We start from the raw sequence: 12729 nt of genomic DNA, 5'->3' as shown, positions 1-12729 counted from the left end.
GACAAATATTGCCAGGCCGCACCGTATGAAACGGTGCGGCTTTTTTTCGTATATTAACACAGCCGCATATCACACGAAAATGATTGTCCTCATCTAATATTTTTTGCTCAACTCTTTCCAGATCAGAAAAAAGCACTATTCTGATTTGAGCTGCTCCATTTTGAAAAGAGCTTACCGGAAGCACTCTGTTTTCTTTGTTTCGTGCATTATCACGGGCGGGATCACTGCTATTTTGCCGGATAATGCTGCGAAATTACCGTGGTTGAAGCGGATGCGGCATGGTTTTGCTGTTTATTTCCGCTTTTTCTGCCGGTTCTTGCCATATTGGAGGATAATGAGCGATGAGCCGTATATTGCATTCCGTTCTGAACCGGATGATCAAAACCGGCAATCTCAATGTGCATTATGCCAATGAGCAAGTGCGATCCTACGGCAATGGCGCGCCGCCGCATGTGTCACTTATCATACGCAGCAAACAGGCTGAACGCGCGCTCTTATTTGACCCCGAACTGAAACTTGGCGAATGTTTCATGGATGGTGAAATTGATTTTACCAAAGGCGATATTTATACATTTTTGCAGCTGATTTTTGAAAATACCGGTGCAACCGCCGCCAAAGAACCATGGATGCGAGCACTGAACCGTTTACGCCGGCTGTTCCGCTCTTTTCAACAGATGAATACACTATCGCGCTCATCCAGAAATGTGCAGCATCATTATGATCTGAGCGGCGCGCTTTATGATCTGTTTCTTGATCCGGACAAGCAATATTCCTGCGCCTATTTTGAAACCCCGCAATCAAGCCTTGCTGAGGCACAGCTTGCCAAAAAACGGCATATTGCCGCCAAATTACAAGTCCGGCCGGAAGATACATTGCTGGATATCGGCTGCGGCTGGGGCGGGCTTGGCCTGTATTTTGCTGATTTTCTGGATGCGGATGTGACCGGCGTCACCCTGTCCGAAGAGCAATATCAGATTGCCAATCAGCGCGCCAGAGAACGCGGGCTGGATCATCAGGCGCGTTTTTTGCTGCAGGATTACCGCAAGCTCGACAGGCAGTTTGACCGGATCAGCTCTGTCGGCATGTTTGAACATGTGGGTGTGCCCCATTATGCAGAGTTTTTTCAGCAGGCAGCGCGGCTGTTAAAGCCGGATGGCACGATGTTGCTGCATTCTATTGGCCGCAGTGATGAGCCTTCTGTTACCAATCCTTTTATCCGCAAATATATTTTTCCCGGCGGATATATTCCCTCCCTGTCGGAAGTTTTGCCGCATATTGAAAATTCCGGCCTGATTATCACCGATATTGAAATTCTGCGCCTGCATTATGCTGAAACATTAAAAGCCTGGCGCAGTGCCTTTATGGCACATCGCGATCAGGCCAAGGCTATTTATGATGAGCGTTTTTGCCGGATGTGGGAATTCTATCTTGCTGCTTCCGAATCTGCATTCCGCTGGCAGAATATGATGGTGTTTCAAATCCAGCTGGCACATAAGCAAACCGCCGTGCCCCTTACCCGCAATTATATTGAGCAGGAAGAGAAGCGATTGAAAAAACTGGAAATGCGCAAATTCGCTATCAATAAAAACATCGCTTCCGAGCATCAGCCAAGCGGAAATTTTGCTTAAAAATTTTCCCTTATAAATATATTATCAAATTATTGTGAAGTTTTACTGATTGTTATTACAATCACTTTGGAAGACTTATCCCGCAAGAAGCATTTGCCCGGCACTGGCTGCAGCCAGATATATCACGGGCAAGGGCGCATTGCTGCATTCAGCGGCCAATAATGCGCATTATTATCGGGATATCCGCCTATGTCTAAAATCTTATCGCGTCGGGATAAATCCGCATCTTATACGCTGTTTACCGGTTTAATCATCCTTGTTGCCGCCTACCCGCTGGCACTGATATTGCCATCCTGGGTATCATGGGAAAACGGCCCTGTGGAGAATCTTCAGGCATTGGTTCTGCTATGGGGCATGATACAGGCGCTGCTTTATCAAAGATCGGGTACAAAACAATGGAAATGGCTTTGGCGCGGTGCGGCGTTGATCTGGTTTATCTGTTTTGCGCGGGAACTAAGCTGGGGCGCAGTCTTTCTTGAGCCAATCAGCATGTCGGATGAAGGGCCGTTTTTCTCCTCGCGCCAATTATGGTATAAACCGGCCATTATGCCAGCCCTGATTGGTTCTATCCTGTTTTTTGCAATTTTTATGCTAAAAAACGGCTCCCATAAATTGCTGCAGCCGCTACAGCGCACAGGCGGTCTGCCCTGGACAGAATTTTTGCTGGCCACGCTTTGCATGATGATTTCCACCGCGGCGGAAGAACATCTGGGGCTGACAACCGGCCTGCAGGGTGCGGCAGCACAAAATCTGGAAGAGCTGAGTGAACTGGCGGCCTATATTTTTCTGTTTTCCGCGCAATTGCGGCTGCACTATCATGAGGTGCTGCATTTTATCCCTCAGGCAACGGCCAATAAATTTACGCAGACAAGTTCTCAAATACATTAATCGGCAAATACCGGCTTTTTGAATCCGCAAATACCGGTTTTTTGCGAAAAAACGCATCTCCTCACAGGCTGTCAGTACCGGTAGCCTGTGAATAAATGTGAATCATGTTACAGGTGCCTTAACAGCCCTTCAACTGCCCTCACAGATTGAGTAGAGTTACAAGATCAGAATCCGCAACCAACATTCCGGCGGGCTTTATGCCGGCTCCGGCTGTTATTTGCCTTATATTGTGGCGCAATAATTGATGGGGGCGGTTTTTTTGGCAAGAGAAACACGGCTTCCTGATAATTCCGCAATGCTGCGGATAAAGGTTTGAGATTTTTTATGGCAGATGCAGCTGTTCACAAACTGGACGATACACGGGACACTCAAAATACGCTGTACCGCGAAGCCCCGAATAATATCGAAGCAGAACAGGCGCTGCTGGGCGCGATCCTGATCAATAATGATGCGTTCTACCGCGTTTCGGATTTTCTGAAGCCGCCGCATTTTTACGATCCGTTACACCGCCGTATTTATGAACTGGCCTCGGAGCTTATCCGTGTGGGCAAAATGGCCAATCCCGTAACAATGAAAACCTTTTTACCGGCAGATGACAAAGTCGGCGATATGACGGTGTTTCAATATGTGGTGCGCCTTGCCGCAGAGGCGGTGACCGTTATCAATGCTGAAGATTATGGCCGCGCCATTTATGATCTGGCCACACGTCGTGCGCTGATCGGCATTGGCGAGGAGATGGTCAATGCTGCCTATGATGCACCGGTGGATCTTGCCCCGCGTGAACAGATTGAGGATGCCGAGCGCCGCCTGTTTGAACTGGCGGAAACCGGCCGTTATGACGGCGGCTTCCAGCCCTTTAATGAAGCGGTAAAAACCGCGATTGATCTGGCTGGCGTGGCTTTTCAGCGGGAGGGGCATCTTTCCGGTATTTCCACGGGCATTCACTCGCTGGATGCCAAAATGGGCGGTTTGCAATCTTCCGATTTGATTATTCTGGCCGGTCGTCCGGGTATGGGTAAAACCTCCCTTGCCACCAATATTGCGTTCAATATTGCTGCGGCCTATCAGGGCGAGCAGCAGGCTGACGGCTCTATGAAAGCCGTCAATGGCGGTGTGGTTGGGTTTTTCTCGCTGGAAATGTCGGCTGAACAGCTGGCCACCCGTATTATTTCTGAACAGACGGAGGTTTCCTCCTCCAAAATCCGCCGCGGTGATATTTCAGAGACCGATTTTGAAAAACTGATTGCCTGCACCCAGACCATGCAGCGCATTCCGCTTTATATTGACCAGACCGGTGGTATTTCCATTGCCCAGCTTGCAGCGCGCGCCCGCCGCCTCAAGCGGCAACGGGGGCTTGACTGTCTGGTGATCGACTATGTGCAGCTGATGACCGGCTCTTCCAAAACCTCATCACAAAACCGCGTGCAGGAAATTACTGAAATCACCACGGGCCTTAAGGCGCTGGGCAAAGAGCTCAATGTGCCGATCATTGCATTGTCTCAGCTCTCCCGTCAGGTGGAAAGCCGCGATGACAAACGCCCGCAGCTCTCCGATCTTCGTGAATCGGGCTCCATTGAGCAGGATGCCGACGTGGTGCTTTTCGTGTTTCGTGAGGAATATTACGTTAAAAACCTTGAACCACGTGATGAGTTTGACCCCAAATATGATGAATGGAAAATGCATTATGAAAAGGTCAAGGGCACGGCAGATGTGATTATTGCCAAGCAGCGCCATGGCCCTACCGGCACAGTCAAACTTGCCTTCCAATCCGAATTCACACGTTTCACCGATCTGGCAGACAGTTCCTACCTGCCGGAGCAATATGAATAATTCCTGACTGTGTCAGGGCTGCAATCATGAGCGAAAGAGTTTCACTTGGCCAAAAACCGTATCCAGTTCATCTGCCAGAATTGCGGCGCTGTTCATGCACGCTGGGCAGGAAAATGTGACAGTTGTGGCGAGTGGAACACCATTGTGGAAGAAGGCACGTCCGGCGGCATCGGCTCCGGACCCGGCAAGATGGCCATGCGCAAGGGCCGTGCTGTTGCACTCACCACGCTCTCTGGCGAGATTGAGGATGCGCCACGCATCCAATCCGGCATTGGCGAGCTGGATCGTGTGACCGGCGGCGGTTTTGTGCGCGGTTCCGCCTTGCTGGTCGGCGGGGATCCGGGCATTGGCAAATCCACCCTTCTCACTCAGGCCGCCGCCGCATTGGCGCGGCGCGGCAGCCGCATCATCTATGTATCCGGAGAAGAGGCCGTGGCGCAGATCCGCCTGCGGGCGCAACGCCTGCAGGCTGCTGATACATCGGTGGAACTGGCTGCAGAAACCAATGTTGAAGATATTCTGGCCACGATTGATACCAAGCCGCGCCCTGATCTGGTGATTATTGATTCCATCCAGACATTATGGACAGATACGGCCGACAGTGCGCCTGGTTCGGTTACGCAGGTGCGCGCCGGCGCGCAGGCCATGATCCGCTATGCCAAGCAGACCGGCGCTGCCGTGGTGCTGGTTGGCCATGTCACCAAAGAAGGGCAGATTGCAGGCCCGCGCGTTGTTGAACATATGGTGGATGGCGTTTTATATTTTGAAGGTGAAGGCGGCCATCATTACCGCATCCTGCGCACCGTTAAAAACCGTTTTGGCCCGACAGATGAAATCGGCGTGTTTGAAATGTCGGATAAAGGCCTGCGGGAGGTTTCCAATCCGTCTGAGCTTTTTCTCGGCGAGCGCAATGAGAAAGCACCCGGTGCCGCGGTTTTTGCCGGCATGGAGGGCACGCGCCCTGTTCTGGTGGAAATTCAGGCACTTGTTGCCCCTTCCACGCTCGGCACACCGCGCCGTGCGGTGGTGGGCTGGGATAATAGCCGCCTTTCCATGACGCTTGCCGTGCTGGAAGCCCATTGCGGGGTGCGCTTCGGGCAGCATGATGTGTATCTCAATGTGGCTGGCGGTTATCGCATTTCTGAACCGGCGGCGGATATGGCTGTTGCCGCAGCACTCGTCTCTTCCATTGCCGGCATTGCGCTGCCAGCCGATAGCGTCTATTTCGGCGAGGTCAGCCTGTCAGGTGCGGTGCGTGCCGTTGCCCATGCGGTGCAGCGCATCAAGGAGGCTGAGAAGCTCGGCTTCAGGCAGGCGGTTGTACCTGCCGGCGGCGGAGAGCTTTCAAGGCCGCGTAATTTTAGGCTGACTGAAACCGCCTCCCTGCCCGATCTGGTAGCGCGTATTGCCGCTTCCGGCACCGGGCTTTCACGCTCAAAAGGTTAAGGAGCAAACCGGCTGTTTACATCATCCCGTATTTTATCCGCCCATATTATAACATTTATCATACCGATGCGGCTTGACTGAAAAATGCGCTATGTTATCAGACCGGCGGAAAAGCCGTTTTTATTGCAACAGCAAACACAGTTTGTATTGCCAATATTCCGGCAATGAGTGATCTGTGAAACAAATCCGGATTATTTTTTCACAACTGAGAGACCTTCCCTGTCGCAAAAGCGGCAGATATTATAGAATGGTTTGAAGATAATCCTTCATAAACAATCGGTCTTCTCATAAACTGCATGGAATAATTTGTCCGCACGGACATAGCGACACAGAGGATAAAGGCAGTATGCCGATTACATTGCTTGACGGAATTCTTATCGGGGTAACGCTTGTATCGGCAATTCTGGCCATGGTACGCGGATTTTCACGCGAAGTGCTCTCGGTTGCCTCCTGGGCAGCCGCGGCGCTTGCGGCCTATTTTTTCTACAAGCCTGTCACACCCTATCTGCAACCTTATATCAGCAATGAAACCATTTTGAGTATTGCTGCTGCCGGTTCGGTTTTTCTGGTCACGCTGATTGTTGTTTCAATCATTACCATGAAAATTGCCGATTTCATTATAGACAGCCGCATTGGTGCGCTTGACCGCACACTTGGTTTTATCTTTGGCGCGGCGCGCGGTGTGCTGCTGGTGGTGGTTGCCATGCTGTTTTTCAACTGGCTGGTAACAACCGATCAGCCAGGCTGGATCACCAATGCCAAATCCAAGCCGATGCTGGATTCGCTTGGCCAGCAATTGGTGGATATGCTGCCGGAAGATCCTGAAAGTGCTATTATCGACCGGATTAAAGCCCATAAAGCCGGACAGGATGTTCCGGAAAATGAAGCGCCGACACAGCCAGCCAATTAACAACACGAAAACCGGGCAAAATTTAAAAACCCGTCGCACACAAACTGCGGCGGGTTTGCTGATTATATGAACTTACCAGAGCCGGAAACGGCAAAAATCGGTGATTTTGGACTATGCAGCAAAAGGGCTCCTATGATAGAGAGCATTTTTGTTGCTCTGCAATCGAAAGGCCCTGCGGCTATGACCAGTCATTCCGGTGAAAACGCCTCGTCTTCATCCGATCATTTTCAAATGATCCGCTCTGATGAGCGTGCAAAGAACGGTGGCACGGAACCACTTCATAATTCCCTCTCCTTTTCTATTGATGAAGATGCCCTGCATGAAGAATGCGGTATTTTCGGTATTCTCGGCCATGAGGATGCCGCCACACTGACCGCCCTTGGCCTGCATGCCCTGCAGCATCGCGGGCAGGAGGCTGCCGGTATTGTTTCCTTTCATGACGGGCGGTTTTATTCAGAACGTCATATGGGGCTGGTTGGCGATCATTTTACCAATCCCGCCACGCTGAAGCAGTTGCCGGGCAATCTTTCTATCGGCCATGTGCGCTATTCCACCACGGGTGAAACCGCGCTGCGCAATGTGCAGCCGCTGTTTGCCGAGCTGGAGGTGGGGGGGATTGCCATTGCGCATAACGGTAATTTCACCAATGGTTTGAGCCTGCGCCGCCATCTTATTGCATCCGGTGCGATCTGCCAGTCCACGTCCGATTCCGAAGTGGTGCTGCATCTCATTGCCCGCTCGCGCCTTGCCTCTTCAAGCGACCGTTTTGTGGATGCCATTCGTCAGGTTGAGGGCGGCTATGCCATTCTCGCCATTACACGCACCAAGCTGATTGCCGCGCGTGATCCGGTTGGCATCCGCCCGCTGGTGATGGGTGAGCTTGATGGCAAGCCGATTTTCTGTTCAGAAACATGCGCACTGGATATTATTGGTGCCAAATATATCCGCGATGTGGAAAATGGCGAGGTCATCATCTGCGAAATACAGGCTGATGGCTCTATCACCACCACATCCATCAAGGCATCAAAACCTAAGCCTGAGCGCCTCTGCCTGTTTGAATATGTTTATTTTGCCCGTCCTGACTCGGTTGTCGGCGGCCGCAATGTTTATAGCGCCCGCAAAAATATGGGTATCAATCTGGCAAAGGAAGCGCCGGTTGAGGCTGATGTGGTTGTGCCGGTTCCTGATGGCGGCACACCGGCGGCCATTGGCTATGCACAGGCCAGCGGCATTCCGTTTGAGCTTGGTATTATCCGCAATCATTATGTCGGCCGCACCTTTATTGAACCGACACAGCAAATCCGCGCATTCGGCGTGAAGCTGAAACATTCAGCAAACCGCGCCATCATTGAGGGTAAGCGCATTGTGCTGGTGGATGATTCTATTGTGCGCGGCACCACATCCATGAAAATTGTGCGCATGATCCGTGATGCAGGCGCGAAAGAAGTGCATATACGCGTTGCCTCGCCAATGATCCATCATCCGGATTTTTACGGTATTGATACGCCCGATGCTGATAAGCTTCTGGCCAATCAATATCCTGATCTTCAGGCTATGTGTGGTTATATCGGAGCGGATTCACTGGAGTTTCTCTCCATTGACGGGCTTTATGAGGCTGTAGGCGGCGAGAAACGCAACCCCAAAGCCCCGCAATTTACCGATCACTATTTCACCGGTGATTATCCGACCCGCCTTGTTGACCGGGAAGAATTATCCAATATTCACAATTTCGCTCTGCTCTCCAGCAATGGCTGATGGCCGCGCACTGGCTTAGAGCCGGTGTGTATGCGACAATATGAAAAAGGCAAAAGCGGTTTAAGCAGTTCAAAAGACAGGCAAACCGCTCTAGTCTCACATAAGGCGGCTGTAGCAGGCCGGAGCGGCTGCAACACAGCTGCCGGACACTTTTCATCATCAAAGATTGAGACGGGTGAAATTCAATGAGCTTTGACCTGACCGGACGCACAGCACTGGTTACCGGCGCATCACGCGGCATCGGCTATTTTCTGGCGCTGGAACTGGCAAAACGCGGCGCACATGTAATTGCTGTTGCCCGCACTGTTGGCGGGCTTGAAGAGCTGGATGATGAAATTCAGGCCATGGGAAATAAAGCCACCCTTGTGCCGCTTGATCTCAATGATATGCCAGCCCTTGACCGGCTCGGCTCTTCCATCAATGACCGCTGGGGCAAGCTGGATATTCTGGTTGCCAATGCCGGCGTGCTCGGCACAATTTCACCGCTTGGCCATGTGGAAGCCAAAGTGTTTGAAAATGTCATCAGCACCAATCTCACCAGTATCTGGCGGCTGATCCGCTCGGTTGATCCGCTGCTGCGCCTTTCGGATGCGGGGCGTGCCATTCTCATGTCATCGGGTGTTGCCCATACTGCCCGCGCGTTCTGGGGGCCTTATGCCGCCTCCAAAGCCGCGCTGGAGGTGCTGGCACGCTCCTGGGCGGAGGAAACCCGCCAGATGCCGCTGCGCATTAATTCTGTTAATCCGGGCGCCACACGCACGGCGATGCGCGCCAAAGCCATGCCCGGCGAAGATCCGGAAACCCTGCCCCATCCGGCAGATGTTGCTGCTAAAATTGTCAGGCTGGCAGACCCTGCCCTGACCATTACCGGCCAGCTTTATGATGTGCGCCAAAACCGGTTTTTGAAATATCATCTGCCGGACTGATTACAGGTTTTTTAAAAAACATCCGGCCGGATTATATTTTGCGGCAGGATGTTTACTCTGCAATGATAGCAAGATAAGATTGCAAAGTGTTTTTGCCTGCCTATCATGCGTAAATGTTAAAATCAGGGCTAAAATATTTAAATCAGGGCATTTGCATCACTTCTGTAAAAAACAATTGCCCTGTTGCCGGTTTTTTAAAAGCATTTTCCTGTCAAAGCATTTTCAGCATTTATTTTTCCCCGCGGCTTCGTTTATTCGCCTGCAGCAAAGCACGGTTCTTTTTTATCCCGCCGCATTTCCCCTCCCTGAACGATCATAAATCTCAATTTTTATGAAACAGAAGGATCTGTGATGGATCATTTTTATATTCTCACCGGCGGCCCCGGCTCCGGAAAAACCACGCTTCTCAATGCCCTCAGGGCACGCGGCTGCAACCATAGCCAGGAAGCCGGCCGGTATATTATTCAGGATCAGGTAAAAATCGGCGGCAAGGCTTTGCCCTGGCTTAACCCGCAACTCTTTGCGGAGATGATGCTGACATGGGAGATGCGCTCGCATTTATTGGCCACTGAAACTTCTTCGGAAAAACCCTATTTTTTTGATCGCGGCATGGCCGATATTGCAGGCTATCTCACACTGTCAGGGCTGCCGGTTCCTGACCATGTGCAACAGGCTATCCGCCAATATGCCTATAATAAAACTGTCTTTATCGCGCCACACTGGCCGGAGATTTACCGGCAGGATGAAGAACGAAAGCAATCGGCAGATGAGGCTGAGCGCACTTTTTATGCAATGACGGAGGTTTACCAGAACTATGGCTTTTGCCTGCTGGAACTGCCCAAAAGTGATGTGCAAACCCGCGCTGATTTTGTGCTTGGCAATATTAAAAACATTAAATAATAAGAAACATTGCAAATGATATTTAAACTCATCAAACAAAGAAAGAGTAAAAAATCATGGATGTTGCACCCATTTAAAACATTAATCTTGAAGTAGTATTCGGAAGTTCTTTGGATTTTTCATCTATCTTGCCTAATCCGGAAATTATCAAAGACACTCGGACCCATGGTCTGGACTGAAACCGTTCGATGTAGCTATTCCAGACAGGGTTTGCGCTATACAAGCGATTGCACCGACGATAAATGGGTTATCATTGCGCCGCTTTTGCAGCTAATGAGTAAAAGCGGCCATCCATGCGAACATGATCCGTGCAAACTGTGGAACACAATCCAATACATCGCAGTAACGGGATGCCAATGGGCGCAATTGCCAAGCCTATCCCACCATGGTGAGACTCTTTGCCGATGGCGGATATGCTGGCACAAAACCGGCGATGGCCGTGACGCTATTGAGGCGCTGACGATCAAAAGCGCCAGGCGCGCCTTTGGGACAAACCTTTGTCCGGTTCACCCCTTGCCGCCATCCGGCAAAGAATTGGGAGCCTTGATCGCATCACCAGAAGCCTGAATGGTCATCTCATCGATCAGGAGAATGACACGCCGTATCGCAAGGTTAGAATCTTGAGACGTGCTCTCAAAGGATGACTGCAGCAAAGATTTTAAATATAATCATGATGTTTTCAATCGAATATATTACTTAATGTACCAGTTAAAAGAGAACGGCATCTGCTGGATTATTGATAAGATGACTTCCGAGCAAGATGCTTATAGCGAATATAACGACAGATGGCCGTTTTGAATACCGGTTTGAACTGGGCTGAAGGTTGATTGACTTCTTGTGATAAGCGCCAGAAACGAAGCCCCCCCTCTTCAAGACAGGCATCTCTCTTCTTCAACCGATAGGCCGTGCCGGACCACACTGGAAAGAGGTCTGCGGAGCTCACAGTAACTTAAAGGCAAATTTGGATATGTACGCGATAGCAGGAAGCGGAATAATGTCAGCCGTTAACGTGCAATATCAGTTTTAGTAACCTATATATTGGAATAGCAATTCAAATCATTATGAAAAGAATGCTCTCACCATAAAGAGAGAGTATTTACAATGAACAATATAATTAAGCCTACCTTAGTTGCAACCTTGCTTCTTGTTACGGCAAATTATGCTCTTGCCACGCCACGCTATGATAAAATAATCCAGCGGCTGTCATCAGGTGAGCCACTTGTCTCTATCTTACATATAGGTAAGTGCAAAATTAAATCAGGAAAAACAACGCTGAAAATAAATCCTACTGGGGGTAATAAGATTTCTGATTTTATGATTTTGCCGAGCCCTAAGTCTTATATTGCCTATGCAAATAAACATTTTACAATAATGCCAGATGGCACTCCTGTACTTGAGTTTACTCAATACAGAGTTAAATCAAACGAAGAAGCAACCGTAACGGTGAACAGGTTATCTCCAGTGACCTACAAGCAATTATCACCTTCTATGATTTTTGCGTGTCGTCTCGGGGAAGGCATTGAAATAAAGCCTTAGTGAAATACCTGAACCTGTGCAGCCATCACAAGCGTATTATTGGCCGCATGCAATGTTTTTTTCGTAGCGTCACCGATAGAAGTATTTTTGTACAGCAGAGAACAGCGGAAACTCCTTGAGCAGAAATTGTCACTGACTGCCCGTCGACCCAATATATAAAGCGCACTGACCACTTTTTGAATATTCTTTTGGCGCGGATAGCCAATCCGCTTGAAGGATGGCAGAAGTAGCAAAAGCAAGATACTATTCCTGCTTTTGCCATGTCATTTGTCTAGCCTAGAACATTTCGCGCATGTCGTCGCCGGCTGATTTCAGTTCAAACCCTTTTGATCTCCATCAATTCCAAATAATCCGATTGAAACAAAGCGGACTGAAATCACTCAATTCATTTTGGATAAGAAAGCTTAGGGTTGTTATTAGCAACCATTTTTCTGCCATATTGCAATAATGGCCGCTCAACAAATATATAAACAAGGCAGCCGCAAATAATGGTTAAAACAAATACAAGACAGTACACAGCCTGCGGCGCGAGCGAAAAATACGTTGTTAAAGGTGACCTTGATCCCTCATCGGCATATTGAAAATAAATCCTCCGATGATCAGCCACACAGATAAAACAAAGAAAAAATCTACACCTAAATTGCCGCGATGTGTGAAATTTAAAAAAACGGCATCATTTAAATAGCGGGAATTGCCATGCAATAAGAAAAGATGAAAGGCAACAACCGCCATAGCAGCCAAGCCTCGCCCCTGTTGTAATATTTTTAATTGTGTCTGCTTGTTCATTATAAGGTATTGAGAAAAATTAAATATTTAACATTCTTACTCCTTATAAATAATTGATTTCAACACGCCACAATTACATCTTAGAATAAAGCATAACTACATAACACATAATTTTACTTATGAA

At 49.4% G+C, this 12729-nt stretch carries 11 protein-coding genes; 10 read left to right on the top strand and 1 reads right to left on the bottom strand.

What is annotated here, in order from left to right:
• The first annotated feature begins 341 nt into the window (after positions 1–341).
• The 10 genes from ACSTTO_RS07595 to ACSTTO_RS07550 all read left to right on the top strand — a co-directional run bounded on the left by ACSTTO_RS07595 (position 342) and on the right by ACSTTO_RS07550 (position 11819).
• The gene (locus ACSTTO_RS07595; RefSeq protein ID WP_439272558.1) at positions 342–1628 is read left to right on the top strand and encodes a cyclopropane fatty acid synthase; all 1287 of its coding nucleotides are present in this window, start codon (positions 342–344) and stop codon (positions 1626–1628) included.
• Positions 1629–1817: 189 nt separating this feature from the next.
• Complete coding sequence (locus ACSTTO_RS07590; RefSeq protein WP_439272557.1) at positions 1818–2516, top strand: hypothetical protein; 699 nt, start codon at positions 1818–1820, stop codon at positions 2514–2516.
• Positions 2517–2840: 324 nt separating this feature from the next.
• Entirely contained in the window at positions 2841–4346 is a 1506-nt protein-coding gene (locus ACSTTO_RS07585) for a replicative DNA helicase (RefSeq protein ID WP_439272556.1), read from the top strand.
• A 45-nt stretch (positions 4347–4391) separates the two neighbouring features.
• The gene (radA, locus tag ACSTTO_RS07580) at positions 4392–5792 is read left to right on the top strand and encodes a DNA repair protein RadA (RefSeq protein WP_439272555.1); all 1401 of its coding nucleotides are present in this window, start codon (positions 4392–4394) and stop codon (positions 5790–5792) included.
• 346 nt (positions 5793–6138) lie between these two features.
• Positions 6139–6702, top strand: a complete 564-nt coding sequence (locus tag ACSTTO_RS07575) for a CvpA family protein (RefSeq protein WP_439272554.1) — start codon at positions 6139–6141, stop codon at positions 6700–6702.
• Between the two features lie 180 nt (positions 6703–6882).
• Positions 6883–8457 (top strand): amidophosphoribosyltransferase, encoded by a 1575-nt coding sequence (purF, locus tag ACSTTO_RS07570; RefSeq protein WP_439272838.1) that lies wholly within the window; start codon positions 6883–6885, stop codon positions 8455–8457.
• A gap of 185 nt (positions 8458–8642) precedes the next feature.
• Entirely contained in the window at positions 8643–9383 is a 741-nt protein-coding gene (locus ACSTTO_RS07565; RefSeq protein ID WP_439272553.1) for an SDR family NAD(P)-dependent oxidoreductase, read from the top strand.
• A 351-nt stretch (positions 9384–9734) separates the two neighbouring features.
• Positions 9735–10283 (top strand): AAA family ATPase, encoded by a 549-nt coding sequence (locus tag ACSTTO_RS07560; RefSeq protein WP_439272552.1) that lies wholly within the window; start codon positions 9735–9737, stop codon positions 10281–10283.
• 165 nt (positions 10284–10448) lie between these two features.
• Positions 10449–10850: a transposase gene (locus tag ACSTTO_RS07555; protein ID WP_439272551.1), complete on the top strand. Its 402-nt coding sequence runs from the start codon at positions 10449–10451 to the stop codon at positions 10848–10850.
• A gap of 534 nt (positions 10851–11384) precedes the next feature.
• Positions 11385–11819 carry a VirK family protein gene (locus tag ACSTTO_RS07550; protein WP_439272550.1) on the top strand — a complete coding sequence of 145 codons (435 nt, stop codon included), beginning with the start codon at positions 11385–11387 and terminating at the stop codon, positions 11817–11819.
• Between the two features lie 546 nt (positions 11820–12365).
• On the opposite strand, the gene ACSTTO_RS07545 is transcribed toward ACSTTO_RS07550, so the two are convergent.
• Entirely contained in the window at positions 12366–12560 is a 195-nt protein-coding gene (locus tag ACSTTO_RS07545; RefSeq protein WP_439272549.1) for a hypothetical protein, read from the bottom strand.
• Positions 12561–12729: the final 169 nt, after the last annotated feature.

Origin of the sequence: Pseudochrobactrum albidum (genome assembly GCF_051851455.1) — a bacterium.
Classification (GTDB): Bacteria; Pseudomonadota; Alphaproteobacteria; order Rhizobiales; family Rhizobiaceae; genus Pseudochrobactrum.
This window is presented reverse-complemented; position numbering and strand designations above follow the sequence as displayed.

Excerpts from the sequence above, each read along its gene's own strand:
- ACSTTO_RS07595 (WP_439272558.1), top strand. The coding sequence starts at position 342 with ATGAGCCGTATATTGCATTCCGTTCTGAACCGGATGATCAAAACCGGC.
- ACSTTO_RS07590 (WP_439272557.1), top strand. The coding sequence starts at position 1,818 with ATGTCTAAAATCTTATCGCGTCGGGATAAATCCGCATCTTATACGCTG.
- ACSTTO_RS07585 (WP_439272556.1), top strand. The coding sequence starts at position 2,841 with ATGGCAGATGCAGCTGTTCACAAACTGGACGATACACGGGACACTCAA.
- ACSTTO_RS07575 (WP_439272554.1), top strand. The coding sequence starts at position 6,139 with ATGCCGATTACATTGCTTGACGGAATTCTTATCGGGGTAACGCTTGTA.
- purF (WP_439272838.1), top strand. The coding sequence starts at position 6,883 with ATGACCAGTCATTCCGGTGAAAACGCCTCGTCTTCATCCGATCATTTT.
- ACSTTO_RS07565 (WP_439272553.1), top strand. The coding sequence starts at position 8,643 with ATGAGCTTTGACCTGACCGGACGCACAGCACTGGTTACCGGCGCATCA.
- ACSTTO_RS07560 (WP_439272552.1), top strand. The coding sequence starts at position 9,735 with ATGGATCATTTTTATATTCTCACCGGCGGCCCCGGCTCCGGAAAAACC.
- ACSTTO_RS07555 (WP_439272551.1), top strand. The coding sequence starts at position 10,449 with ATGGTCTGGACTGAAACCGTTCGATGTAGCTATTCCAGACAGGGTTTG.
- ACSTTO_RS07550 (WP_439272550.1), top strand. The coding sequence starts at position 11,385 with ATGAACAATATAATTAAGCCTACCTTAGTTGCAACCTTGCTTCTTGTT.